Source organism: Hydrocarboniphaga daqingensis (assembly GCF_900129825.1).
Classification (GTDB): domain Bacteria; phylum Pseudomonadota; class Gammaproteobacteria; order Nevskiales; family Nevskiaceae; genus Hydrocarboniphaga; species Hydrocarboniphaga daqingensis.
On the sequence record NZ_FQWZ01000011.1, the window covers coordinates 1 to 24,930 of the forward strand.

The 24,930-nt window shown below is 60.5% G+C and carries 21 protein-coding genes and 1 tRNA gene; 2 read left to right on the forward strand and 20 right to left on the reverse strand.

Translation table 11 applies throughout. From position 1 onward, the window contains the following. The 8 genes from BUB09_RS16535 to BUB09_RS16570 all read right to left on the reverse strand — a co-directional run. Window positions 1-416: GTP-binding protein (locus BUB09_RS16535; protein ID WP_245793092.1), on the reverse strand; the 416-nt coding region annotated here is incomplete at its 3' end. 71 nt (window positions 417-487) lie between these two features. After that, entirely contained in the window at window positions 488-2,584 is a 2,097-nt protein-coding gene (gene fusA / locus BUB09_RS16540) for an elongation factor G (RefSeq protein ID WP_072899643.1), read from the reverse strand. Window positions 2,585-2,672: 88 nt separating this feature from the next. Further along, window positions 2,673-3,146 (reverse strand): 30S ribosomal protein S7, encoded by a 474-nt coding sequence (gene rpsG, locus BUB09_RS16545; protein ID WP_072899645.1) that lies wholly within the window; start codon window positions 3,144-3,146, stop codon window positions 2,673-2,675. Window positions 3,147-3,179: 33 nt separating this feature from the next. After that, window positions 3,180-3,581 carry a 30S ribosomal protein S12 gene (rpsL, locus tag BUB09_RS16550; protein ID WP_072899647.1) on the reverse strand — a complete coding sequence of 134 codons (402 nt, stop codon included), beginning with the start codon at window positions 3,579-3,581 and terminating at the stop codon, window positions 3,180-3,182. 240 nt (window positions 3,582-3,821) lie between these two features. Beyond that, entirely contained in the window at window positions 3,822-4,862 is a 1,041-nt protein-coding gene (locus BUB09_RS16555; RefSeq protein WP_072899649.1) for a WaaS/CpsH family glycosyltransferase, read from the reverse strand. Continuing rightward, on the reverse strand, window positions 4,859-5,410 hold the full coding sequence (locus BUB09_RS16560) for an acyltransferase (RefSeq protein WP_072899651.1): 552 nt from the start codon (window positions 5,408-5,410) through the stop codon (window positions 4,859-4,861). Before BUB09_RS16560 ends, BUB09_RS16555 begins: the two co-directional genes overlap by 4 nt. Window positions 5,411-5,412: 2 nt before the next feature. Further along, window positions 5,413-6,435 (reverse strand): glycosyltransferase family 4 protein, encoded by a 1,023-nt coding sequence (locus BUB09_RS16565; protein WP_072899653.1) that lies wholly within the window; start codon window positions 6,433-6,435, stop codon window positions 5,413-5,415. After that, window positions 6,432-7,676: a lipopolysaccharide biosynthesis protein gene (locus BUB09_RS16570; protein ID WP_139250331.1), complete on the reverse strand. Its 1,245-nt coding sequence runs from the start codon at window positions 7,674-7,676 to the stop codon at window positions 6,432-6,434. Before BUB09_RS16570 ends, BUB09_RS16565 begins: the two co-directional genes overlap by 4 nt. Before the next feature lie 254 nt (window positions 7,677-7,930). On the opposite strand from BUB09_RS16570, the gene BUB09_RS16575 reads away from it, so the two are divergent. Together BUB09_RS16575 and BUB09_RS16580 are read left to right on the forward strand one after the other, a co-directional pair. Further along, window positions 7,931-8,740 carry a family 16 glycosylhydrolase gene (locus tag BUB09_RS16575; protein WP_084083534.1) on the forward strand — a complete coding sequence of 270 codons (810 nt, stop codon included), beginning with the start codon at window positions 7,931-7,933 and terminating at the stop codon, window positions 8,738-8,740. After that, on the forward strand, window positions 8,737-9,999 hold the full coding sequence (locus BUB09_RS16580; RefSeq protein ID WP_072899659.1) for a hypothetical protein: 1,263 nt from the start codon (window positions 8,737-8,739) through the stop codon (window positions 9,997-9,999). The genes BUB09_RS16575 and BUB09_RS16580 overlap by 4 nt, the downstream gene beginning before the upstream one ends. Here BUB09_RS16580 and BUB09_RS16585 read toward each other — a convergent pair. The 12 genes from BUB09_RS16585 to BUB09_RS16640 form a co-directional block, all read right to left on the reverse strand. After that, window positions 9,996-11,144, reverse strand: a complete 1,149-nt coding sequence (locus BUB09_RS16585; protein ID WP_072899662.1) for an NAD-dependent epimerase/dehydratase family protein — start codon at window positions 11,142-11,144, stop codon at window positions 9,996-9,998. The two genes, BUB09_RS16580 and BUB09_RS16585, sit on opposite strands and share 4 nt — an antisense overlap. Continuing rightward, on the reverse strand, window positions 11,141-12,031 hold the full coding sequence (locus BUB09_RS16590) for a GumC domain-containing protein (RefSeq protein WP_072899664.1): 891 nt from the start codon (window positions 12,029-12,031) through the stop codon (window positions 11,141-11,143). The genes BUB09_RS16585 and BUB09_RS16590 overlap by 4 nt, the downstream gene beginning before the upstream one ends. An 89-nt stretch (window positions 12,032-12,120) precedes the next feature. Then, on the reverse strand, window positions 12,121-16,362 hold the full coding sequence (rpoC, locus tag BUB09_RS16595) for a DNA-directed RNA polymerase subunit beta' (protein WP_072899666.1): 4,242 nt from the start codon (window positions 16,360-16,362) through the stop codon (window positions 12,121-12,123). Window positions 16,363-16,449: 87 nt separating this feature from the next. Further along, on the reverse strand, window positions 16,450-20,598 hold the full coding sequence (rpoB, locus tag BUB09_RS16600) for a DNA-directed RNA polymerase subunit beta (protein WP_072899668.1): 4,149 nt from the start codon (window positions 20,596-20,598) through the stop codon (window positions 16,450-16,452). Between the two features lie 237 nt (window positions 20,599-20,835). Next, window positions 20,836-21,213, reverse strand: a complete 378-nt coding sequence (rplL, locus tag BUB09_RS16605) for a 50S ribosomal protein L7/L12 (RefSeq protein WP_072899670.1) — start codon at window positions 21,211-21,213, stop codon at window positions 20,836-20,838. Window positions 21,214-21,285: 72 nt separating this feature from the next. After that, the gene (rplJ, locus tag BUB09_RS16610) at window positions 21,286-21,816 is read right to left on the reverse strand and encodes a 50S ribosomal protein L10 (protein ID WP_072899672.1); all 531 of its coding nucleotides are present in this window, start codon (window positions 21,814-21,816) and stop codon (window positions 21,286-21,288) included. Window positions 21,817-22,059: 243 nt separating this feature from the next. Next, the gene (rplA, locus tag BUB09_RS16615) at window positions 22,060-22,752 is read right to left on the reverse strand and encodes a 50S ribosomal protein L1 (RefSeq protein WP_072899674.1); all 693 of its coding nucleotides are present in this window, start codon (window positions 22,750-22,752) and stop codon (window positions 22,060-22,062) included. Window positions 22,753-22,755: 3 nt separating this feature from the next. Continuing rightward, window positions 22,756-23,187 carry a 50S ribosomal protein L11 gene (gene rplK, locus BUB09_RS16620; protein ID WP_072899676.1) on the reverse strand — a complete coding sequence of 144 codons (432 nt, stop codon included), beginning with the start codon at window positions 23,185-23,187 and terminating at the stop codon, window positions 22,756-22,758. A 208-nt stretch (window positions 23,188-23,395) separates the two neighbouring features. Continuing rightward, entirely contained in the window at window positions 23,396-23,929 is a 534-nt protein-coding gene (gene nusG, locus BUB09_RS16625; protein ID WP_072899677.1) for a transcription termination/antitermination protein NusG, read from the reverse strand. A 3-nt stretch (window positions 23,930-23,932) separates the two neighbouring features. After that, window positions 23,933-24,313: a preprotein translocase subunit SecE gene (gene secE, locus BUB09_RS16630; protein WP_072899679.1), complete on the reverse strand. Its 381-nt coding sequence runs from the start codon at window positions 24,311-24,313 to the stop codon at window positions 23,933-23,935. Between the two features lie 67 nt (window positions 24,314-24,380). Continuing rightward, window positions 24,381-24,456 (reverse strand) — tRNA-Trp (locus BUB09_RS16635). Window positions 24,457-24,587: 131 nt separating this feature from the next. Next, the coding region (locus tag BUB09_RS16640; protein ID WP_494546060.1) for an EF-Tu C-terminal domain-related protein at window positions 24,588-24,930 on the reverse strand (343 nt) is incomplete at its 5' end.

The following is a 24,930-nucleotide window of genomic DNA, read 5'->3' on the forward strand; positions in this document are numbered from 1 at the left end:
ACCACGATCTTCGGAACGTTCACCTGCTTGGCCAGCAGAACGTGCTCGCGCGTCTGCGGCATCGGGCCGTCAACCGCCGACACCACCAGAATCGCGCCGTCCATCTGCGCCGCGCCCGTGATCATGTTCTTCACATAGTCAGCGTGGCCGGGGCAGTCAACGTGCGCGTAGTGGCGCGCGTTGGTTTCGTATTCCACGTGCGAGGTCGCAATCGTCAGAATCTTCGTGCTGTCACGACGACCCTGCGATTCCGAGGCCTTCGCCACTTCGTCGTACGCAACGTACTTCGTCTTGCCGAACTTGTCCGACGAAATCTTCGTCAGCGCCGCCGTCGTCGTCGTCTTGCCGTGGTCAACGTGACCAATCGTGCCAACGTTCACATGCGGCTTCGCGCGCTCGAACTTTTCCTTTGCCATGACAACAAACCTCGTTACGTGTTGTTTGAGTGAAGACCGCCGAGACAGCGCCCCGGCGATTTGCAGCGTGCTTACTTCTTCTTGGTCAGCGTCTCGATGACGTTACGAGGCGCTTCCTGGTACTTCTTGAATTCCATCGAGTACGTCGCGCGACCCTGGCTCATCGAGCGCAGCGTCGTCGAGTACCCAAACATCTCGGCCAGCGGCACTTCAGCCGACACCATCTTGGCGCCGAAATTGTCTTCCATGCCCAGGATCACGCCACGACGACGGTTGAGGTCGCCCATGACGTCGCCGGTGTAGTCTTCCGGCGTTTCGACTTCCACCGCCATGATCGGCTCCAGCACGACCGGGCTGGCCTTCTGGCACCCTTCCTTGAAGGCCATCGAAGCGGCAACGCGGAACGCGATTTCGGACGAGTCGACTTCGTGATACGAGCCGTCGGTCAGTGCAATCTTGATGTCGACGACCGGGTAGCCGGCCAGCACGCCGTTCTTGATCGCGTCGCGCAGACCCTTGTCGACCGCCGGGATGAATTCCTTCGGGATGGCGCCGCCGACGATTTCGTTCAAGAACTCATAGCCCTTGCCCGTCTCGTTAGGCTCGATGCGCAGCCAAACGTGGCCGAACTGGCCCTTACCGCCGGACTGCTTGGCGTACTTGCCCTCCTGCTCGACTGCCTTGCGGATCGTTTCGCGGTAAGCAACCTGCGGCGCGCCGACGTTGGCTTCAACGTTGTATTCGCGCTTCATGCGGTCGACGAGAATTTCGAGATGCAACTCGCCCATGCCCGACATGATCGTCTGGCCGGTCTCTTCGTCGGTGAACACGCGGAACGACGGATCTTCCTGCGCGAGACGCGACAGGGCGACACCCATTTTTTCCTGGTCGGCTTTGGTCTTCGGCTCGACCGCCTGGCTGATGACCGGCTCCGGGAAGATCATCCGCTCGAGCACGACCGGCTTCTGCAGGTCGGCCAGCGTGGTGCCCGTGAAAACGTCCTTCAAGCCGACGCAAGCGGCGATGTCGCCGGCGCGCACTTCGTCGATCGCCTTCTGCTCGTTGGCGTGCATCTGCACCAGACGGCCGATACGCTCGTTCTTGCCGTTGCGCGAGTTGTAGACCGAATCGCCCTGCTTCAGCACGCCCGAGTAGACGCGGATGAAGGTCAGTGCGCCGACGTACTTGTCGGTCATGATCTTGAACGCGAGCGCCGAGAACGGCTCTTCATCCTTCGCATTGCGGACGATGATCTTTTCGTAGTCGTCGACGTCATGCGCTTCGATCGCGGGGACGTCAGTCGGAGCCGGCAGGTACTCGACAACCGCGTCGAGCATCGCCTGCACGCCCTTGTTCTTGAACGCCGAGCCGCACAGCATCGGGAAGATTTCGAGCGCGAGCGTCCGCTTGCGCAGCGCAATCTTGATGTCCTCTTCCGGCAGATCGCCGAGCTCGAGGTACTTGTTCATCAGATCTTCGCTGGCTTCGGCAGCCGCTTCGACCATGTTCTCGCGCCACTTCTTGGCCGTCTCGACCAGCTCGGCCGGAATCTCGCCATAGGTGAAGGTGACGCCCTTGTCGGCGTCGCTCCAGATGATGGCCTTCATCTTGACGAGGTCGACGACACCCTGGAAGTTGTCTTCCGCACCGATCGGGATCTGGATCGGCACCGGGTTGGCACGCAGCTTGTCCTTGATCTGCTTGACGACCTTGAAGAAGTCGGCGCCGGTGCGGTCCATCTTGTTGACGAACGCGAGACGCGGGACCTTGTACTTGGTTGCCTGACGCCAGACCGTTTCCGACTGCGGCTGCACGCCACCGACGGCGCAGTACAACATGCACGCGCCGTCGAGCACGCGCATGGAGCGCTCGACTTCAATCGTGAAGTCGACGTGGCCGGGGGTGTCGATGATGTTGATGCGGTGCTGGTCGAACTGACCGCCCATGCCCTTCCAGAACGTGGTGGTCGCAGCAGACGTGATCGTGATGCCACGCTCCTGCTCCTGCTCCATCCAGTCCATGGTGGCCGCGCCGTTGTGCACTTCACCGATCTTGTGATTGACGCCGGTGTAGAACAGGACGCGCTCGGTCGTGGTGGTCTTACCCGCGTCGATGTGCGCGGAAATACCGATGTTGCGATAGCGCTCGATGGGCGTAGTACGTGCCATGGCTCAACTCTTTGGGGTTCGCAGAAAGGGACCCCATAAATGGGGACGAGGCGGCGCTATACCAGCGCCGCCTCGGTAACAGCCGCTGTTACCAGCGGAAGTGCGCGAAAGCCTTGTTGGCTTCCGCCATCTTGTGCGTATCTTCGCGCTTCTTGACCGCGGCGCCGCGATGCTCGGAGGCGTCGAGCAGCTCGCCCGCCAGGCGGTCCGCCATCGACTTCTCGCCGCGCTTCAGAGCAGCGTCGATCACCCAGCGCATGGCCAACGTCGTGCGGCGGACCGAGCGAACTTCGACCGGCACCTGGTAAGTGGCACCGCCGACGCGACGCGACTTGACTTCGACCGACGGCGCGACGTTATCAAACGCCGCCTGCAGAACAGCGGCCGGCTCCGTCGTCTTCTTCTTGTTGGCGATCTGGTCCAGCGCACCGTAGACGATCTTTTCGGCGGTGGACTTCTTGCCGTCTTCCATCACCATGTTCATGAACTTGGTCACGATCAGGTTCTTGTACTTCGGGTCAGGAAGGATGACGCGGATTTCGGGCTTGCGACGACGTGACATGAGGAGCCTCTAGCGCTTCAGCGACTTAAATGCTTACTTTTTCTTGGTGGCGGCAGCAGCGCCGGCCTTCGGACGCTTCGCACCGTACTTGGAACGGCTCTGACGGCGCTTGTCGACACCGGAGGCGTCGAGCGCACCACGAACCGTGTGGTAGCGAACGCCGGGAAGATCCTTGACGCGACCGCCACGGATCATGACGACGCTATGTTCCTGCAGGTTGTGCCCTTCACCACCGATGTAACTGGTGACTTCGAAGCCGTTCGTCAGACGAACGCGGCAGACCTTACGCAGAGCGGAGTTGGGCTTCTTCGGCGTCGTCGTATAGACGCGAGTGCAGACGCCACGCTTCTGAGGGCAAGAGGCAAGCGCAGGGGCCTTGCTCTTGTAGGTCTTCGGGCTGCGGCAGTTACGCACGAGCTGATTGATTGTTGGCACGCGGATGCTTCCCGGCTTGACAAAGAGAGGACAGGACGCGCAAGGCGGCCTATCGGGAAAGGGCGCGCATGGTAATGGGGAGACGGGGCACTGTCAACGGATTACGCCATCTCGCTTGACCTATCGCTGAACCCAGACGAGGTGCCCGAGCCGGCGCAACGATGCATTCGCCAGTCCGCAGGCAAGTACAGCAGCAGGTGCGGCACTAGCCGAGCCCGGCAACCGGTCGGCGTCGTGCCACTACTGGCGCAGATACCCGGGACAGTCCCTTAGGCCGAGCACAACTTCGAGCCAGTAGCCCACTTCATACTTGGCGAGGATGTCAGGCGCCGTGGCCACGAAACCCGATGCTAGGAAGTCGCTCGGCAAGCTCGGCTTGTTGCGGTCAATAACCGCAATATTCCTTGCGTCGAAAAAGTCATATTGGGCAACGCTCGCATTGGTGGTGACCAGTTTTCGCTGCGCGCCCAACGCCTCAAGCGTACGCATCGTCAGCCCGGTCTGCACCGGCCGCTCGATATCAACCATTACCCGCGACCGCCCGACCAGGACCAGCAGTTCGTCCCGGGACAGGGGGACGAAGCTGAATTCGCTTTGCTTGGCGCCCCAGAACGATGGGCTTCCGATAGCACGCGCCCAGTAGATAACCTTGCTCGGGAAATAGAGGAACAAAAATCGGGATGCTTCTCTATCGACCGTGGCCAGCAGGCGCCTGAGGACAGCGTAGCGGTCAGTGTGGACGGTCCCGATAAACGAAATATCGATGTCGGCAGCGACGGATCGTTGCGCAGCATAGTCTCGCAGATAAAACAGCGGTACAAATCGAATTCCTGCAACTCGGGCGTCCTGCAGATCAAACGTCGATGCAGTGTCAAAATGATTGACCCGATCGTCGGCGCCCTTGTCGTTGCGGAAACTATCCCAAAGATAAAGGACACAACGCGCGTTCGGATAGAACTTCCGAAACCTGGCGACGATACTCCGATCGATTCCCTCACCGCGAAGGACGAAGATCAGGTCGATCGCGTCGTTCTGGTGATTTGAGAGGATCGCCTCATAGTAGCGCTTGGTAACAGGCCGAAGTACGGCCGGAAACAAGCGAACCAATACTTTGCCTAGAAAGCCGGTGACAGGTCGGTTTTCGTAGCGGAATACTGTCGCACCGGCCGCCTTAAGTTCCCGCTCGATCTCCGCTGCATAGCCAAAAAAGCTGGGGGCGACAAATAATATTTTTTTGCCGGCCAGACTGTCGATAGGACGCTGCTTGATATTACCGGTCATTGCACTTTTATCCATTTGCCGGATGCGGGATCCAACCGGCGAACAATCCGGGCAGGGGCGCCGGCAATGACGGAGAAATCAGGGAATACGCCTCTGACAACCGAGTTGGCGCCCACGACGCAGTGCTGGCCCAACGTCGTACCAGCAAGGATCTTTACGCCCGCACCGATAAAGCAGCGGTCACCGATGGTGGTCGGACGGACGACCAAGGGTTGCTCGAAAATAGGTCTACTGATGTCCTCATATTCATGGTCGATATCAGTCAGCAACACTGCCGATGATATTTGGACGCCAGACCCAATCGTCAGCGTCGCGGCACATGCAAGGTGCAAGTCGTTTCCAATCGAAACGTTGTCTTTAATCAAAAGACGGCCCTCACCATGCACCTCCAGCCTGGCAGCCGGAAATATCCGCACGCGTTTGCCGATCGATATTTTTCGCCAGCCGGTTATGAATATCGGCGGACCAATGTAAGACATCATTCCGACGCGGTCGAACAGCACCGCATAGATCAGTGCGCGTGCCATCCATGAAATTTTATAAAGCATTACTACATTACCTTATTGTAGGCGGCCATCATTTCGTTGTAGTGCCGCTCCCATCCGAAGCCGGCCGAATGCCTAAGACCGGCATTTATCACCTTATTTCGATAATCCGAAACAAACAGAGCCTGGATTGCAACTCGCAAAGCCTCCGGCGATCCATCTTCGGCCAACGTAGCAGCGCCACCTGAGACTTCGGGAATGGACGAATTATTCACCGCCACAACAGGGCAGCCCGCGCGCATCGACTCCAGGATCGGGATGCCGAACCCTTCGTACAGCGACGGATAGGCAAAACAGAAGGCCTGAGCATAAGCGCGGTTCAGCGACACCTCATCTACGTAGCCAAGATGCAGAAACCGGCCTGGCAGCAGGCGCGAGAGCACGCGTTGTTCGGCCTCGGTAAAGCTGCCGCCACCAACACAGCGCAACTGGAGGTCCGGCATCGCTGCCAAGGCCACCACGAGGCTCTGAAAATTTTTGTACGAGACCCGCTGGCCCACATATAAAACATATGGTCGATCTGCAGGCTCATTTACCGGGTGGAATCGGTCGGAAACGCCGTTATGGACAACGACTATCTTCCGAGGATCGACGTCGGGAACAAAATTTAGAAGATCAGCTCGTGTGTTGTGCGAAACACAGACAAGCAGATCCGAACGGCGGATCGCATCGTTCTTCTGCGCGGAGTGCACCAGTCGCTTCAATCCCCCAATCACATGCTCGTAGGTGAAGTCATGAACGGTGGTCACCGTCGCCCGAACGCGCCGGTCGGGAACGCGGTAGCACGTGGAATGAAATACGGCCGCGCTCGCATTACCCGCGAGTTCTGAAGTCGGGAAACGACGGTAGCGCTCGGCAAGCCGTTTCGGCAGCAAGCGAAAATGCGGGCGCGTGACCTCAGTTGCCTTGTAGCCATACTCCTCGTATCGCACATCGTCGCGATACATGCGGGAAGCCAGTTCATTGAAGAGAACCGACGCACCACCCGTGTGCTGGAGCGATGCAATGATTCGATCAAATACGATCACAACGAGCCTGCTCCCTGATGGGTACGAGACGAATCCACTCTGCGAGACGAGCAAGCCGATCGCAGGACCAAGGTCTGGATCATCGAATTGATGCACTCGGTCACCAGTAACGCCACGATGACGCCTGGTGCACCGTACCTGCCTGCCAACATGAATAGCAGAACAGCCAATATGATCAGGTTGACCACGGAGATTATCGGAGTCGCACGTTCGCGATGAGCCGCGATCAGTAGCGTCGTCGTCGCGTTATTGTAGATGCGGGGGATAAGCAGCAAAGAGAAAAGAATCACGAGGTTCGTAGCCGGCACGAAGGCCGGAAACATCCATTCGAGTAATGTCGACGCGCTCAGCGCCATTGCGAGCACGATCAAAATCGCCGCACCTGAAACCCACAGGCGCAAACGCAGCGCGGCGGCATCGAAAGCGTCGATCCCCTTGGCCCACAGGCTCGCGTAATGGCCACCCATCGCCGCCACGCAACCGGCGATGATCTGGGTAAATGGATCGACCAGCCTTGCTGCGAATGCATAGAAGCCGAGGACCTCCTGGGACACATTCAGCTTCAGCACCATCAGATCCAATCGGCTGTACATAATCGCGATGATCGCCGCCACACCGACGGGCAGAGCTCTGCGGAGAATCGAGGTCACCTCAGAGAAAGCTCGACGACTCAACGGCTCAAGCTGGCGCAGACCCCACCGCAGGCCGATGATCAACAGCATGGCCTCCATTGCCGCCAGCATCGTAAGAGAATGGCGAGCGGCATCGCCGGGCAGCAGTAGAGCGGCCACCAAGAACAGGAAGTAGCATGCGTATCCGCAAGCGGCAGCGGTGATCACCACACGCTGAGAGAGTCCAGCCAGCGAGAGATTTAGAAAGAAGTTCAGACCCAACTGGAGAGCTGGAAATAGTGAAATCGCAATGGCGTCGGATAGGTCGATATCCGGGGCATAGCAGTACAGGATCAGCAAGAGGGCTGCCGTTCCGAACGACATCATGACCAGTTTTGTACAGCCAACGGACACCGCCCGCGCGGCCACGGCGGCGCGATCCATCCCGTATTCACGGAGGCTGTAGATGTCCACGCCGGCGTCAATGATGACTTTGGCCACCTCCGCGATAGCGCCCATCACCGCCACCACCGCGAACTGCGAAGGCGGCAAGCGCTTGGCGATCACCAGCAGCGCCGCGACACGGGATAATGCGCATGCGGAACGGACCCCAACGATACGAAGCGTCAAGATTAACGGAGCTGCGCGTGCCCAGCTTCTCGCCATTCGATGACTGAGCAAATGAATCGGCCTCTTCTACGTTCGTTTGGACAGAGCAGACACTGGGTTGCAGACGCGCTTGCACCGCCGGACACTGGCGCATCGTCAAGTGGTTACATTGGCATTGAGCGAAAGCTCCCGCGCGGCATTCTACAGGGAACACCACTGGCACCGAACGCATCCCGGCAAGCGTAGCGGACTGTGCAACCAATCGATTCAATCTGATGATATGGCTTCGATCTCTGGCATTACCGCTGTCAGCAGCGCTTAGTGCGTTGTTGCCCGGGGCTGCTGGCATCACAGTGCCCGTGGCCAGACCTACCGGATCGGTCGCAATCCCAGCATCGTGGACTTTCAGGTCTGAGTATTCCGATGAGTTCAACGTGTTCGATGACACGAAATGGCATCGGTTCAACCCGCACTGGGAAGGCCGTATACCAGGCGTGTTTGCTGAAGACCAGGTTTCGGTCGCTGGCGGGCAATTGAACCTCGGAGTGGCCAACTGCGAAGACTGCGGTGACGCCACATACAAGACCGGTACAGTGGTTAGCCGAATGCGGCTCCGATATGGCTACCTAGAGATCAGCGCGAGGATGGCGGCGGCAGCCGTGTCATCCGCATTCTGGCTTTATGCGGAAGACGACGATCAGTGGACTGAAATTGACGTATTCGAGAACGGTGGAGTTCGGCCCTTTGTCGACGCGGTGAATACCAATGCGCATGTCTTCAAGTTGCCACTGGTGCCAAAATTGGATCTGTCCCATCAAATGCTGGTGGCTCCGCCGTCTGACATGAGCAAGACGTTCCACCGCTACGGGCTACTCTGGAATCATGACCATATCGAATGGTTTATCGATGGCAGGAGCGTGCGGCGGCTCAGCAACCGCTACTGGCATCAGTCGCTCAATATCGTGTTTGATATTGAGATCATGAAGGACTGGATGGGCATCCCGGCCGACGGCGAACTTCCGGCCACGTTTCACGTCGATTACTTAAGAGTCTGGTCGCCGCCCGAATCGACTGCCAACCAATGACCCGATTTCTACTTGCTATCTGGGGCATCTCGATCGCGTTTCAGTCACTGGCGATCAACATCGGCGGAAGTCCGCTGCTCTTCAGCACGGTTACCGAACTGCTACTGATCATCGCGCTGATCGCTTCGCCGTCAAACCCCGCCGCACCTGCGCAGTCCTCATGGGTCCGATGGATACAGTGCTTTGGGGTCGTCGCGATCGTGTCAGCAATTGTGCTGCCGTTCTTGTTTGCTGGCACACCGGCGTTTGTTCCGCGACTGACCATTGATGAACAGGTCGGCGCAATGAATCCGGTCGCTTTCGGTGTCAGCAATATTGCCCAAGCGGGCTACTTGTCCCTCAACCTGATGCTATTAGGGATGCTGTCGCGACGGCTCAATCGCGAGGATGTACTGATCGCGTTCCACCGCGCTGCCCAACTGGGGGCGGTGCTGGCGCTGAGCACGATCATGCTGGACTATCTAGATGCACCCGTGTGGTCGGGCCTTCTGAAGGACGCGCTTCGCACCAACGAAGCCGGCATGTTGTTTGATGAACTCAGCGTCGATGGCGAGCGGAGAATATTCGGTATGTTCTCCGAGCCGTCTTATGCGGGGGTCTACTGCGCGGCGTACAGTGGTTACTTCATCACCCGGGCCTGGTTTAACGGGCACTCGTTTACTGACTGGCTCTACGCCCTCTTGCTTGGCTGGGCGGTCATTATTACGACGTCGTCACTTGGCACGATCGGCCTGGTTATCGCCGGTACGGCGCTGCTATGGAGCGTGCCGGCCTCACGCAAAGCAGTGCAGATTGGCGGCTTTGCGGCGGTGATTCTGGCGATGCTGTTGATTGACGATCCGCTGTCCTACCTTGAGTTCGACAAGCTCGACACCTTGTCGGCCATCAATCGCCTTGCATCAGACCTTCGTTCAGTCGAGCTGGTACAGGAAACCGGCGGGTTGGGCGTGGGGCTTGGCAGTCATCGAGCTTCAAGTCTTTTGTCGACACTTTTCGCGACGACTGGGATTATCGGCGGTAGCTTGTTTTTGATTGCAGTGTTTAAAGCGACCAAGGCCTGTCTGGTCGGCGGCAAGGTGCAGCCAGGTCAACCGATATTCGTGTTTCTTTGCGTGGCGGCGGGATGCTTGTTGGCCGGACTGGCTGAAGTATCCAGCCCCCTGCTCTGGATTGGCTTGGTCAGCAGTAGTTGCATCGTTGCCACGCCACCTCAGCGCAAATCTGATTCCGTGACCGCCGCAGTCCCATCACACCACTAGTGTTTTGCGCCCATCAGACCGTGTTTTCGTAGCTCGCTTTCTGCTCGGCTTAGTCCATCCTCCGGTAAAGGCTGGGCGGCAACCCATTCCACGAACCGGTCTAGTCCCTGCTGCAGCGTGATTGCGGGACGAAAACCAAGCTCGGTCCCGATGCGTGACATATCAGCAGTGCAGTGCCGAATATCGCCCAATCTGAACTGACCCGTGACGTCAGTGGTGTCCGCCATACCGAATCGGGCGGCGAGCAAGCCCGCGAGAGCCAAAACCGATGTCGCCACTCCTGAGCCAACGTTGAAAACCTTGTATCCCGTCGTTGGAGCCTCGATCGCCATAACGATGGCGCGGGCGATGTCATCGACATGGATGAAATCGCGACTTTCTAATCCGTCTTCAAAGATCGGCAACCGCAGCCCGCGCCGAAGGCGAGTCGAGAAAATCGATAGGATCCCGGTGTACGGGTTATTTAACGACTGCCCTTCGCCATACACGTTCTGGAATCTAAGCGATGTCGTTGCGACGCCGGTTGATTCAGAGAAAATGCGCACCAAGTCTTCCTGGGCAAGTTTGGTCGCTGCATAGATCGATGCTGGGCGGGGGACCGAGTCCTCAGCAGTCGGAACTGATGTGAGCGGCGTTCCGCACTGGTCACACTCGGGCTCCCACTTGGCCGCGGACAATTGAGCTGCGCTGCGCGATGCCGGAACCTGATGACGACCGTCAGCACAGTGGCCACATTGGTATGCGCCTTCACCATAGATGGATCGGCTCGAGGCCAACACCAGCTTCGAGATCGGGCTCTCGCGGCGACCAATCAGCGCTTGCAGCAGATGCGCCGTTCCCTGCGAGTTGACAAGGTTGTATCGCGAAATCTGGTACATCGACTGACCGGTACCGGTTTCGGCTGCCAGATGAGCAACGGCATCGATGTCCGAAACTGCGCGTGCCAACTGCTGCTCATCCGTGACATCGCCCCGGACGATCTCGACGCGCGGATCACTTTGCCAAGAAGCTTCGAAGACCGGCAGAACGCCGTGTATCTGCTCCGACAGGTTGTCAATGATGCGGACAGAATGGCCGTTATCGAGCAACTTGGCGGTGACGATTCGTCCGATGAATCCAAGACCGCCAGTGATCAGTACTTTCATTGGTCTGCAGTGTGAGTTGGAGCGTTTTTTAGATGCGCCTTGCGTTCATCGCTTACCCAGTAGGCACGCCCAAGTGCCAGCGCAATGCCCAAGAAAATGCCGAGCAAGCCATAAACGGAACGCTTGGGCCCTGATTTTTCTTCGGGAATGAACGGCGGATCGACGAAGCGGTACGCATAGTCGAGACTGCCGCGCGCCACCATCAACCGCTTGATCTCGGCTTCTAGGAGCTTGTAGAGAGCAGAACGAAGTTCAACGGCTGACGTCTTGGCCAACAAGTCGTTGATATACGCGATGTTGCGTTCGCTTCGCTGAACCGATTGCTCGCGCAGGCGGCTATTGGCTCGATCCACGAGATCGCGCAACCATTCTGCCGCGACCTTAGGGTCTTTCCATTCCACGGTGATTTTCACCGTGCCGGCTTTCTTTTGTTCCGCAATCTTGCGGATACGTTTGTCGAACAGCTTGAACGCTTTGGTTACCGTCGGCGTCGCACTGGCGCTCGTGGTTTTCCAACGCCCTGCAGCACTGTCCCACTCGTCGTAGAAAATGATCGGGAGCAGATCTTTCTCTCGTATGTAGTCCTCGACCAACGCACGGGAGCGCAGTACGGCTAGCGCTTCAAGTTGACGATCACCCTGGGTGCTGAGGCCTGCCAAGCTGCCTAAGGCCCCGAGTTGACCACCCAAGGCACCCATCGGAGATACCGAGAGCTCGTCGGAAGCGAACAGCGTAGCTTCCGCTTTATACGTCTTGGTGATCAGGAAGCTCGCCGCAACGGCTGTCACTCCGCCGATGACCGATGCGGCCAACAGTGACTTCCAATACCGGAATGCGAGTCGAACAGCCGCAGCGACATCGAATTCCGGATTTTCAACCTGCCGCATCGTCACTGTCCGCACCTAAGTTCGATCATCCACGCGCCGACCAACACGGCCGCAAGGCGATGGGCGGGAACAAGTCCCGCCCACCTCGATCACTCCTCGCTACCGCCCTCATCCCCATCATCATCCCCACCGCTGATCACGCGGCGCTCGGAGCCTACGGCTTCGAACACGTCGCTGATCGGGGTGGAGGTGACCTTTTGCAGGTCGTCGAGGAAGCTGCCGCCGCGGCTGCGGCGACGCTGCTCGTGATGCGCGAGGCCAGTACCGGCCGGGATCAGACGGCCGACGATGACGTTTTCCTTCAGGCCGCGCAGTTCGTCGCGTGAGCCGCGGACCGAAGCTTCGGTCAGCACGCGCGTGGTTTCCTGGAACGAGGCGGCCGAGATGAACGACTCGGTCGACAGCGACGCCTTGGTGATGCCGAGCAGCTGACGGTAGTACTGCGCACCGCGCTTGTTCTCGGCCTTCAGGCGCTTGTTCTCGGCCAGCACGTGGAAGATTTCGGCCTGTTCGCCCTGCAGGAAGCGGGAGTCGCCGGTTTCGGCGATCTCGACCTTGCGGAGCATCTGGCGAATGATCACTTCGATGTGCTTGTCGTTGATGCGCACGCCCTGCAGGCGATACACGTCCTGGATTTCCTTGACCAGGTGGTTGGCGAGCGCGGTCACGCCCTGCAGACGCAGGATGTCATGCGGGCTGGGTTCGCCATCCGACATGATTTCGCCTTTCTCGACGTGTTCACCTTCGAACACACGGATTTCCACCCACTTCGGTACCAGCAGTTCGGCTTCCTGACCGTCCGCTTGGACGATCTTGATGCGCTGCTTGCCCTTGGTGCCGGCGCCAAACTTGATGGTGCCGCTGGCTTCGGCCAACACGGCCGGTTCCTTCGGCTTGCGCGCTTCGAACAAGTCGGCAACACGCGGCAGACCGCCGGTGATGTCGCGCGAGCGGCCCTTTTCCTGCGGGATGCGCGCGACGACGTCGCCGACCTTCACTTCCGCGCCGTCTTCAGCGCTGATGACGGCCTTCGGCGGCAGCGAGTACGCGGCCGGAATGTCGGTGCCCGGGAAGTTCAGCTGTTTGCCCTTGGCGTCGACCAGCATCAGCAACGGACGCAAGTCCTTACCGGCGCTACCACGCGAACGGGCTTCGGTGACGACCAGGTTCGACAGGCCGGTGATGGCATCGCTTTCGCGCTGCACGGTCACGCCTTCTTCGAAGTCCTGGAACTTCACGAAGCCGGCCAGTTCGGTAACGATCGGGTGAGTGTGCGGGTCCCACTTGGCCAGACGCAGGCCAGCCTTCACTTCGTCGCCGTCGTTGACCAGAATCGTCGCGCCGTACGGGATCTTGTAGCGCTCGCGCTCGCGACCGTCGGCGGCGATGACGCCGATTTCGCCGGAACGCGACACGGCCACCAGGTTGCCGTCCTTGTTGCGGACCGTCTTCAGGTTGTGGACGCGGGCGGTACCGGCCGCGCGGGCGTCGACGCCGTCACTCGAAACGGCGCGCGATGCCGCGCCACCGACGTGGAACGTACGCATCGTCAGCTGCGTGCCGGGCTCACCGATCGACTGCGCGGCGATGACGCCGACCGCTTCGCCGATGTTGATCTTGTGGCCACGCGCCAAGTCACGGCCGTAGCACTTGCCGCAAATGCCGAACGGCAGTTCGCAGGTGATCGGCGAGCGCACCCAGATCTCGTCGACGCTGTTGCGTTCGATGATCTCGGCCCACTTTTCGTCGATCAGCGTGCCGGCCGGCACGATCACGTCTTCGCCACCGGGCTTGTAGGCGTCGCGCAGCGTCACACGGCCGAGCACGCGCTCGCGCAGCGGCTCGAGGATGTCGCCGCCTTCCACGATCGGCATCATCAGCAGGCCCTGGTCGGTGCCGCAATCTTCGGCGGTCACGACCACGTCCTGAGCCACGTCGACCAGACGACGCGTCAGGTAACCGGAGTTAGCGGTCTTGAGCGCGGTGTCGGCCAGGCCCTTACGAGCACCGTGGGTCGAGATGAAGTACTGCAGCACGTTCAGGCCTTCACGGAAGTTGGCCGTGATCGGCGTTTCGATGATCGAGCCGTCGGGCTTGGCCATCAGGCCACGCATACCGGCGAGCTGACGGATCTGCGCCTGGCTACCACGGGCGCCGGAGTCGGCCATCATGAACACGGAGTTGAACGAGGCCTGCTCGATCTCCTTGCCGTCCTTGCCGATCGACTTTTCCTTGCCGATGCGGACCATCATCGCCTTGGAGATGTCGTCGTTGGCACGCGACCAATGGTCGACCACGCGGTTGTAGCGTTCCTGCTGCGTGGTCAAGCCTTCCGAGTATTCGCGGTCGACTTCCTTCACCTTGGCTTCGGCTGCGGCGAGGATCTTGGCCTTTTCTTCCGGGATGATGATGTCGTCGAGGCAGAAGCTGATGCCGGCCTTGGTCGACATGCGGAAGCCGGTGTACATCAGCTGGTCGGCGAACACGACAGTGTCCTTGGTGCCGGCCTTGCGGTAGACGTAGTTGATCACGCGCGACACTTCCTTCTTCGTCATCGTCTTGTTGATGACAGAGAACGGAATCGTCTCGGGCAGGATCTCGGACAGCAGCGCACGGCCCGTCGTGGTTTCGACGCGGCGGAACACCTTTTCGCCGGTTTCGGTCACATCGCGCAGACGCACGCTGATCTTGGCCTGCAGATGCAGCTGCTTGGATTCGTAAGCGCGATGCACTTCGCCCACGTCCGTGAACTTCATGCCCTCGCCGTCGGCACCGATGCGCTCACGCGTCATCCAGTACAAACCGAGCACGACGTCCTGCGACGGCACGATGATCGGGTCGCCAGACGCCGGCGACAGGATGTTGTTGCTCGCCATCATCAGCACGCGCGCTTCCAACTGCGCTTCGAGCGACAGCGGCACGTGCACGGCCATCTGGTCGCCGTCGAAGTCGGCGTTGAACGCGGTGCAGACCAGCGGATGCAGGTTGATCGCCTTGCCTTCGATCAGGATCGGCTCGAACGCCTGGATGCCGAGGCGATGCAGCGTCGGCGCGCGGTTCAGCAGCACCGGATGTTCGCGGATGCACTCTTCGAGGCAATCCCAAACGGCGGCTTCTTCGCGCTCGACCATCTTCTTGGCGGCTTTGATCGTCGTCGCCAGGCCCTTGCGCTGCAGCAGCGAGAACACGAACGGCTTGAACAGCTCCAGCGCCATCTTCTTCGGCAGGCCGCACTGGTGCAGCTTCAGCGTCGGGCCGACCACGATGACCGAACGGCCGGAGTAGTCGACGCGCTTGCCGAGCAGGTTCTGACGGAACCGACCCTGCTTGCCCTTGATCATGTCGGCCAGCGACTTCAGCGGACGCTTGTTGGTGCCGGTGATCGCACGGCCACGACGGCCGTTGTCGATCAGCGCGTCGACCGATTCCTGCAGCATGCGCTTTTCGTTGCGGACGATGATGTCCGGCGCGGTCAGCTCGAGCAGGCGCTTGAGGCGGTTGTTGCGGTTGATGACGCGGCGATACAGGTCGTTCAGGTCCGACGTCGCGAAGCGGCCGCCATCCAGCGGCACCAGCGGGCGCAGGTCCGGCGGCAGCACCGGCAGCACGGTCATCACCATCCACTCCGGGCGATTGCCCGACAGGATGAAGTACTCAATCAACTTCAGGCGCTTGCCGAGCTTCTTGATCTTGGTCTCGCTGGCGGTGCCGGCGAGCTCTTCGCGCATCCGGATCGTCTCTTTCTGCAGATCGATCGCCTTGAGCAGGTCGTGCACGGCTTCGGCGCCCATGCGGGCATCGAACTCGTCGCCGTACTTCTCGACAGCGTCAAGGTACTCCTCTTCGGTCAGCAGCTGGCCCTTTTCAAGCGGGGTCAGGCCCGGATCGACGACGATGTGGGCTTCGAAGTACAGCACGCGTTCGATCGCGCGCAGCGGCATGTCGAGCAGCAAGCCGATACGGCTCGGCAGTGACTTCAGGAACCAGATGTGTGCGACCGGCGAGGCGAGGTCGATGTGACCCATGCGCTCACGGCGGACCTTGGCGACCGTGACTTCGACGCCGCACTTTTCGCAGACCACGCCGCGATGCTTCAGGCGCTTGTACTTGCCGCACAAGCATTCGTAGTCCTTGATCGGCCCGAAGATCTTGGCGCAGAACAGGCCGTCACGCTCCGGCTTGAACGTGCGGTAGTTGATCGTTTCCGGCTTCTTGACCTCGCCAAACGACCAGGACCGGATCACTTCCGGCGAAGACAGACCGATCTTGATCGCGTCGAAGTCCTCGAATTCCTCGGCCGGCGCGCGAAGCATGTTGAACAGTTCTTTCATCACTTACTCCGTAAATCGTATTCGTCGGCTGGGGTGAGCCCGTGGGCTGACCCCAGCGCGGGGTGTCGGCTAACGCTTCAACCCGGCCTACGGGTTCTGCTCGAGCTCGATGTTCAAGCCGATCGAGCGGATTTCCTTGACCAGCACGTTGAACGACTCCGGCATGCCGGCGTGCATGCGGTGATCGCCATCGACGATCGCCTTGTACATGCGCGTACGGCCGTTGGTGTCGTCCGACTTCACGGTCAACATTTCCTGCAACGTGTACGCCGCGCCATAGGCTTCCAGCGCCCAGACTTCCATCTCACCAAAGCGCTGACCGCCGAACTGTGCCTTACCACCCAGCGGCTGCTGCGTGACCAGCGAGTACGGGCCGGTCGAGCGGGCGTGCATCTTGTCGTCGACCAAGTGGTTGAGCTTGAGCATGTACATGTAGCCCACGGTCACCATGCGCGCGAACTCGTCGCCGGTGCGGCCGTCGGTCAACTGCGCCTGGCCGGTACGCGGCAGACCGGCGAGCTCCAGCAGCTCCTTGATCTCTTCTTCGGCTGCGCCGTCGAACACCGGCGTGGCAACCGGCAAGCCGGCGATCAAGTTCTTGGCCAGCGTGACGATCTCGGCGTCACTGAACTGGCTGAGATCTTCCTTCTTGCTGGTCTTGCCAGTGTTGTAGACCTTCTCGAGGAAGCCACGCAGCTCCGACACGGCGCGCTGCTGCTGCAGCATCACGTCGATCTTCTTGCCGATGCCCTTGGCGGCCCAGCCCAGATGCACTTCCAGCAGCTGGCCGATGTTCATACGCGACGGCACGCCCAGCGGGTTGAGGACGATGTCGACCGGCGTACCGTCGGCCATGTGCGGCATGTCTTCGACCGGCACGATCTGCGAGATCACGCCCTTGTTACCGTGACGACCGGCCATCTTGTCGCCCGGCTGGATGCGACGCTTCACGGCCAGGTAGACCTTGACCATCTTCAGCACGCCCGGTGACAGCTCGTCGCCCGCCTGGATCTTGCGCTTCTTGTTCTCGTAACGAGCGTCGAAGTAAGCGCGCTGATCCTTCAGCTGCTTGGCCGCGGCTTCGAGCTGGGCCTGCGCATCTTCGTCCTGCAGGCGGATTTCGAACCACTTGTCGCGCTCGACCGAGCCGAGATACTCAGCGTCGACCTTGGCGCCCTTCTTCAGCTTGTTCGGGCCGCCATCGGCGACCTTGCCGAGCAGGATCCGGTTCAGACGATCGTAGATGTCGTCCTCGAAGATGCGCTGCTGGTCGTTCAAGTCCTTGCGGACGGCGGCCAGTTCGCTTTCTTCGATCGACAGCGCACGCTTGTCCTTCTTGACGCCTTCACGCGTGAACACGCGAACGTCGATCACGGTGCCGTCCATACCGGCCGGCACGCGCAGACCGGTGTCCTTCACGTCGGACGCCTTCTCGCCGAAGATCGCCCGCAGCAGCTTTTCTTCCGGCGTCAGCTGGGTTTCACCCTTGGGCGTGACCTTGCCGACGAGGATGTCGCCCGCCTTGACCTCGGCGCCGATGTAGACGATGCCGCTCTCGTCGAGCTTGCGCAGCGCCTGCTCGTTGACGTTGGGGATGTCGGCCGTGATTTCTTCCGGTCCCAGCTTGGTTTCGCGAGCGACGCAGGTCAGCTCTTCGATGTGGATCGTCGTAAAGCGATCTTCTTCGACAACGCGCTCGGAGATCAGGATCGAGTCTTCGAAGTTGTAGCCGTTCCACGGCATGAACGCGATCAACATGTTCTGGCCCAGCGCCAGCTCGCCCATGTCGGTCGACGGACCGTCGGCCAGCACATCGCCGCGCGCGACGATGTCACCCGGCTTCACCAGCGGACGCTGGTTGATGCAGGTGTTCTGGTTGGAGCGCGTGTACTTGACCAGGTTGTAGATGTCGACGCCCGCTTCGCCAGCGACCGTTTCATCGTCGTTGACGCGGATGACGACACGCGAGGCGTCGCACTTGTCGACGACACCGCCACGGCGCGCAACGATCGCGTTGCCGGAGTCGATCGCCACGCGGCGCTCGATGCCGGTGCCGACCAGCGGCTTTTCGCTGCGCAGCGTCGGCACGGCCTGGCGCTGCATGTTCGAACCCATCAGCGCGCGGTTGGCGTCGTCGTGTTCCAGGAACGGAATCAGCGCGGCGGCGACCGACACGATCTGGCGCGGCGAGACGTCCATGTACTGGACCTTGTCCGGCGTCATCAGCGTGAATTCGTTCTGGAAGCGGCAGCTGATCAGCTCAGCCTGGAATGCGCCCTTGGCGTCGAGTTCCGAGTTGGCCTGCGCGATCACGTAGCGGCCTTCTTCGATCGCCGACAGATAATCGATCTGGTCGCTGACCTTGCCGTCGATCACGCGACGGTACGGCGTCTCGAGGAAGCCGTAGTCGTTGGTGCGCGCGTAGCACGCCAGCGAGTTGATCAGGCCGATGTTCGGGCCTTCCGGCGTTTCATTCGGGCAGACGCGGCCGTAATGGGTCGGATGCACGTCGCGGACTTCGAAGCCCGCGCGCTCACGCGTCAGGCCGCCCGGCCCGAGCGCCGACACGCGGCGCTTGTGGGTGATTTCGGACAGCGGGTTGTTCTGGTCCATGAACTGCGACAGCTGCGACGAACCGAAGAACTCCTTGATCGCAGCGCCGACCGGCTTGGCGTTGATCAGATCCTGCGGGGTCAGGTTTTCGGCTTCGGCGAGTGCCAGGCGCTCGCGGACCGCGCGTTCGACACGGACCAGGCCGGTGCGGAACACGTTCTCGGTCATTTCACCGACCGCACGGATGCGGCGGTTGCCCAAGTGGTCGATGTCGTCGGTGACGTCTTCGCCGTTGCGGATCGCGATGATCTGCTTCATCACATCGGCAATGTCGGAGCGATCCGGGCCCAGTTCGGCAGCCAGCGCCTTGGCGGTTTCGTGCTTCAGCACCTGGAAGAACTTGCCGTCGTACAGAATGCCCGAGCCGGTGGTCTCATTGCGGCGCAGACGACGGTTGAACTTCATGCGGCCGACGGCCGACAGATCGTACTTCTCGGGAGCGAAGAACAGGCCTTCGAACAGCGCCTCGGCCGCTTCCTTCGTGGGCGGCTCGCCGGGGCGCATCATCCGGTAGATTTCGACCAGCGCTTCGAGCTTGGTGCGAGTCGGGTCGATGTTCAGCGTCGTGCTGACGTACGGGCCCTTGTCGAGATCGTTGACGAACAGCGTCGGCAGTTCCTTGATCCCGGCGGCGCGCAGCTTGGGCAGCAGCACTTCGGTGATTTCGGAGTTGGCAGCAGCCAGCAGCTCGCCGGTGTTGGTGTCGACGATGTCGCGCGCCAGAATGCGGCCGACGACGTAGCTGTCCGGCACTTCAAGCTGCGCGATCTTGGCTTCGCGAATCAGCTTGATGTGACGTGCCGTGATCGGCTTGCCGGCTTCGACGAGCACCTTCTTGCCGTCGACGATATCGAACTGCGCCTTTTCACCCTTCAGACGCTCGGGCACCAGGTCCCACAGCGCGCCGTGTTCCTGCAGCGTGAACGTGTTGATTTCATGGAACATCGCCAGCATCTGCTGGTTGTCGTAGCCCAGCGCGCGCATCAGGATCGTCGCCGGCAGCTTGCGGCGACGGTCGATGCGGACGAACAGGTTGTCCTTCGGGTCGAATTCGAAGTCCAGCCAGGAGCCGCGGTACGGAATGATGCGGGCGCTATACAGCAGCTTGCCGGAGCTGTGCGTCTTGCCCTTGTCGTGGTCGAAGAACACGCCGGGCGAACGGTGCAGCTGCGACACGACGACACGCTCGGTGCCGTTGATGATGAAGGTGCCGTTGTCGGTCATCAGCGGCACTTCGCCGAGATAGACCTCCTGCTCACGGACGTCCTTGATGCGCTTTTCCTTCGACTCACGGTCGAAGATCACCAGGCGCACGGTGACTTTCAGCGGGCTGGCGAACGTCAGGCCACGAACGCGGCACTCGACTTCTTCGAACACCGGCTCATCGAGGCGGTACTTGACGTACTCGAGCATCGCGCCGCCGTTGTAGCTGGTCATCGGGAACACCGACTTGAAGGCCGCGTGCAGACCCGCCTCCTTGCGCTTGGCGGCCGGCGTGTCGGCCTGCAGGAACTCGCGATACGAGTCGATCTGGGTGGCCAGCAGGAAAGGAATCTCCAGCGTGTCGGTCAGCTTGCTGAAATCCTTGCGGATGCGCTTTTTGGCGGTGAACGTGTAGGCCATCTCTACCTCGTCTCAAGGCCCCGCTACCGGCGGGCCGTGGAAATAAATGCGTCAGGGTGCAGCTCAAAATCCATGGCAATGGCGGAAGCACCGGCCGCTGGCCATTGCCATGGATTCTCTAAGCGGCGAAAGGCCGGGGGCGCGAGCCCCCAGCCTTTGCCGATTCAACTATGAAGCAGATGACTCAATTCGACTTAAGTTCCTCGGAAGTCGGTGCCCAAGGGCACCGGGCTCCAATTACTTGATGTCAACCTTGGCGCCGGCGGCTTCGAGCTTCTTCTTCAGCGCTTCGGCGTCGGCCTTGTTCACGCCGTCCTTCACGGTCTGCGGCGCGCCTTCGACCAGGTCCTTGGCTTCCTTCAAGCCCAGGCCGGTGATTTCGCGGACGACCTTGATGACTTCGACCTTCTTCTCGCCGAAAGCGGCCAGAACGACGGTGAACTCGGTCTTCTCTTCGACCGGGGCGGCGGCGGCAGCGGCCGGGCCAGCGGCGACGGCGACCGGGGCGGCAGCCGAAACGCCGAACTTCTCTTCCATCATCTTGACCAGCTCGACGATGTCCATGACGGACTTGGCGGCGATCGCGTCAAGGATTTCCTGATTGCTGAGCGACATGGGTAACTCCTAAAAACTTCGATAGATGTGTGTGCAGAAAACTGGACTGCGGATACGAATGCAGCGTTCGGCTTAAGCGGATTCCGCCATCTTGTCGCCGACGGCCTTGACGGCACGGACGAACTGGGCGGTGGGCTCGGCGACGGTCCGGACGAACTGCGTGATCGGTGCCTTCATGACGCCCAGGAGCATGGACAGAGCCTGATCCTTGGTCGGCAGGTTGGCGAGGCGATCGATGTCGGCGGAACCGTACAGGTTGCCACCCACTGCGATGCCCTTGACCACCAGCTTTTCGTTGGCCTTCGCGAAGTCCTTGATCACCCGACCGACGGCACCTGGATCATCGAGCGAAAAACCGATGACCAGAGGACCGACAAGCACCGGATCCAGGCACTCGAACTCCGTGCCCTTCACTGCGCGCTTGGCCAGCGTGTTCTTGACGACGTGCAGGTAGATGCCGTTTTTACGGGCTTCTGCGCGCAGGACGTCGAACTTGCCGGCGGTCAGACCGCGGTACTCGGCAACCACTGCCGAGAGCGCGCGCGACGCGACTTCATTCACTTCCGCAACCAGGACCTTCTTGTCTTCCAGCCTAAGCGCCATCGGACTAACTCCTGGATGCTCTACTACGTTGACGACTCGGGCTCACCCTTGCGGGCTGACCCACCTTTGCTGCGTACCACGGTGCCGTCAGCGAGGAGCCTTCGTGCACCATCTGCGTAAGCGCTCTGGCGAGCTTTAAGCCTTGCGGCTCTTACGGTCTCGGATGGAGCGGCTTTGCGGCCACACACATCTGATCTGAACAACCGGCGGCGTCGGGCGACGCCGCCGGCCTGAAGCTCTGACTTATTCCGGCAGCGACGAGATGTCGACGCGGATGCCGGGGCCCATCGTGGTCGACAGGGTCACCTTCTTGATGTACTGACCCTTGGACGACGACGGCTTCTGCTTGCGGATGTCACGAACCACGGCGACGAGGTTGTCGAGGATCTTGTCCTTGGCGAAGTCGGCGCTGCCGATCGAGCAATGCACGATGCCGGCCTTGTCGGTGCGGAACTTGGCCATACCGGCCTTGGCGTTCTTGACCGCTTCGGCGACGTTCGGCGTCACGGTGCCGGTCTTCGGGTTCGGCATCAAACCGCGCGGACCGAGCAACTGGCCCAGCTGACCGACGACGCGCATCGCGTCCGGGCTGGCGATGACGACCTGATAGTCGAGCTCGCCGGCCTTCATCTTGGCGGCGAGGTCATCCATGCCGACCGCATCGGCGCCGGCGGCGAGCGCTTCGGCCGCCTTGGCACCCTGGGTGAACACGGCGACGCGGACCGACTTGCCATTGCCGTGCGGCAGCACGGTGGAGCCACGGACGTTCTGGTCCGACTTCTTGGCGTCGATGCCGAGGTTGATCGACAGGTCGACCGATTCCTTGAACTTGGCGGTCGAGCAGGTCTTCAGCAGATCGAGAGCCTGATCGAGCGTGTAGGCCTTGCCCTGCTGGACCTTGGAAGCAAACAGTTTGGCGCGCTTGGTGAGTGCCATGGCTTAGACCCCTTCCACTTCAACGCCCATCGAACGGGCAGAGCCGGCGATGATCTTGATCGCGGCCGTCATGTCGGCGGCGTTCAGGTCCGGCCACTTCAGCTTGGCGATTTCTTCCAGCTGCGCCTTCTTGATCTTGCCGACCTTCTTGGTGTGCGGCGTCGGCGAACCCGACTCGATGCCCACGGCCTTCTTGATCAGGTAAGTCGCCGGCGGCGTCTTCATGATGAAGGTGAAGGACTTGTCCGAGTACACGGTGATGACCACCGGGATCGGCATGCCGGGTTCGAGCTTCTGCGTTGCGGCGTTGAACTCTTTGCAGAAACCCATGATGTTCACGCCCTGCTGACCGAGCGCGGGGCCGATCGGGGGCGACGGGTTGGCCTTGCCGGCCGGGATTTGCAGCTTGACGTAGCCTTGTACTTTCTTGGCCATGAATGCTCCTGATGGGTGATAGCGCCGCGCTTGTTTCGCAGCTCCCCGGTTGATGCTTATGGAATCGACTGATCGATTCCGCCTTACAACTCACTACAAAACGCTGGAAGCTCTGACCGCCATCCTTGGTACAGCTTCCGGGCCGACCGTCCATGGCCGGTCGCTGATCCGGGTGGACGATCCAATGGACAGTCCGCACAACTCCGGATCAGCCCTTTTCGACCTGAGAGAATTCCAGCTCGACCGGCGTCGACCGACCGAAGATCAGCACCGCCACCCGCAGGCGGTTCTTTTCGTAATTGACTTCTTCCACCACGCCGTTGAAGTCCGCAAACGGGCCTTCGGTGACACGGACGCTTTCGCCCGGCTCGTACAGCGTCTTGGGCTTGGGCTTCTCGACCGCCTCTTCGACGCGGTTGAGGATCGAATTGGCTTCCTTTTCGGAAATCGGCGCGGGCTTGTCCGGCGTGCCGCCGATGAAACCGAGCACCTTGGGCGTGGACTTGACCAAGTGCCAGGTGTCCTCGCCCATCTCCATCTGCACCAGCACATAGCCGGGGAAGAACTTGCGCTCGGTCGTGCGCTTGACGCCGTCCTTGATCTCGACCACTTCTTCAGTGGGGACCAGGATGTCGCCGAATTTGTCTTGAAGGCCGGCGCGGCCGATGCGCTCGACCAGTGCCTTCTTCACATTGTTTTCGTACTGCGAATACGCATGCACGACATACCAACGCATCGTCATCGATTAGCCTCGACCGGTCAGCGACTTGACGCCGAACAGCAGCAGGGAATCGAGACCCCACAGCAGCAGCGAGGTGATCAGGACCACGACTGCAATCATCAGCGTGGCTTGCAGGCTTTCCTGGCGGCTCGGCCAGACCACCTTGCGAAGCTCGGTGCGCGAACCCAGCACGGTGGCCCAAACGGCCTGCCCCATCTGAGTTCGATACGCCAGCGCAACCGACCCGCCCAGCGCCGCCAGCAGGATCAGCAAGCGAATCGCGGCGTTGATTTCACCGGTGAGCCAGTAAAACGCAAACATGCCGCCCACGAGCAGCACCGCCGAACCGAACAGCAGCAAGCTGTCGTAGCGTGATGAACTGGGTGCTTCGATCTGGGGTTCCATCAACATCCCGACGTTCGGCCGACTAAAACTTACGGAAGATCCTTGGCTTGAAAGTGCTCAACCCTAATGGCAGGGGCGGAGGGTGTCGAACCCCCAACCTTCGGTTTTGGAGACCGACGCTCTACCAATTGAGCTACGCCCCTACTGACACGAAAGCCGAGCACTTCAAAAGGGGCGCGGAGTTTACGCGCCCAACCGCCAAAAATCAAAAACGAACCCTCCGGCCCACTGCGCTCGCGATGGAGCGGCAGCTGAGCCGGAGGGCTTGGAGGTCTTAGGCGATGATCTTGGTGACCACGCCGGCGCCGACGGTGCGGCCGCCTTCGCGGATCGCGAAGCGAACCTGCTCTTCCATCGCGATCGGGTTGATCAGCTCAACCGTCACCTTGATGTTGTCGCCCGGCATCACCATTTCCGTGCCTTCCGGCAGGAACACAGAGCCCGTCACGTCCGTCGTGCGGAAGTAGAACTGCGGACGGTAGCCCTTGAAGAACGGCGTGTGACGGCCGCCCTCTTCCTTCGTCAGAACGTACACCTCGCCTTCGAACTTGTCGTGCGGCTTGATGCTGCCCGGCTTGCACAGAACCTGTCCGCGCTCGATGTCTTCCTTCTTCGTG

Bases quoted from the DNA above. Each gene is read 5' to 3' on its own strand.
- fusA (WP_072899643.1), bottom strand. From the start codon at position 2,584: ATGGCACGTACTACGCCCATCGAGCGCTATCGCAACATCGGTATTTCC.
- rpsG (WP_072899645.1), bottom strand. From the start codon at position 3,146: ATGTCACGTCGTCGCAAGCCCGAAATCCGCGTCATCCTTCCTGACCCG.
- BUB09_RS16555 (WP_072899649.1), bottom strand. From the start codon at position 4,862: ATGACCGGTAATATCAAGCAGCGTCCTATCGACAGTCTGGCCGGCAAA.
- BUB09_RS16560 (WP_072899651.1), bottom strand. From the start codon at position 5,410: ATGCTTTATAAAATTTCATGGATGGCACGCGCACTGATCTATGCGGTG.
- BUB09_RS16575 (WP_084083534.1), top strand. From the start codon at position 7,931: ATGATATGGCTTCGATCTCTGGCATTACCGCTGTCAGCAGCGCTTAGT.
- BUB09_RS16580 (WP_072899659.1), top strand. From the start codon at position 8,737: ATGACCCGATTTCTACTTGCTATCTGGGGCATCTCGATCGCGTTTCAG.
- BUB09_RS16585 (WP_072899662.1), bottom strand. From the start codon at position 11,144: ATGAAAGTACTGATCACTGGCGGTCTTGGATTCATCGGACGAATCGTC.
- BUB09_RS16590 (WP_072899664.1), bottom strand. From the start codon at position 12,031: ATGCGGCAGGTTGAAAATCCGGAATTCGATGTCGCTGCGGCTGTTCGA.
- rpoC (WP_072899666.1), bottom strand. From the start codon at position 16,362: ATGAAAGAACTGTTCAACATGCTTCGCGCGCCGGCCGAGGAATTCGAG.
- rpoB (WP_072899668.1), bottom strand. From the start codon at position 20,598: ATGGCCTACACGTTCACCGCCAAAAAGCGCATCCGCAAGGATTTCAGC.
- rplL (WP_072899670.1), bottom strand. From the start codon at position 21,213: ATGTCGCTCAGCAATCAGGAAATCCTTGACGCGATCGCCGCCAAGTCC.
- rplJ (WP_072899672.1), bottom strand. From the start codon at position 21,816: ATGGCGCTTAGGCTGGAAGACAAGAAGGTCCTGGTTGCGGAAGTGAAT.
- rplA (WP_072899674.1), bottom strand. From the start codon at position 22,752: ATGGCACTCACCAAGCGCGCCAAACTGTTTGCTTCCAAGGTCCAGCAG.
- rplK (WP_072899676.1), bottom strand. From the start codon at position 23,187: ATGGCCAAGAAAGTACAAGGCTACGTCAAGCTGCAAATCCCGGCCGGC.
- nusG (WP_072899677.1), bottom strand. From the start codon at position 23,929: ATGACGATGCGTTGGTATGTCGTGCATGCGTATTCGCAGTACGAAAAC.
- secE (WP_072899679.1), bottom strand. From the start codon at position 24,313: ATGGAACCCCAGATCGAAGCACCCAGTTCATCACGCTACGACAGCTTG.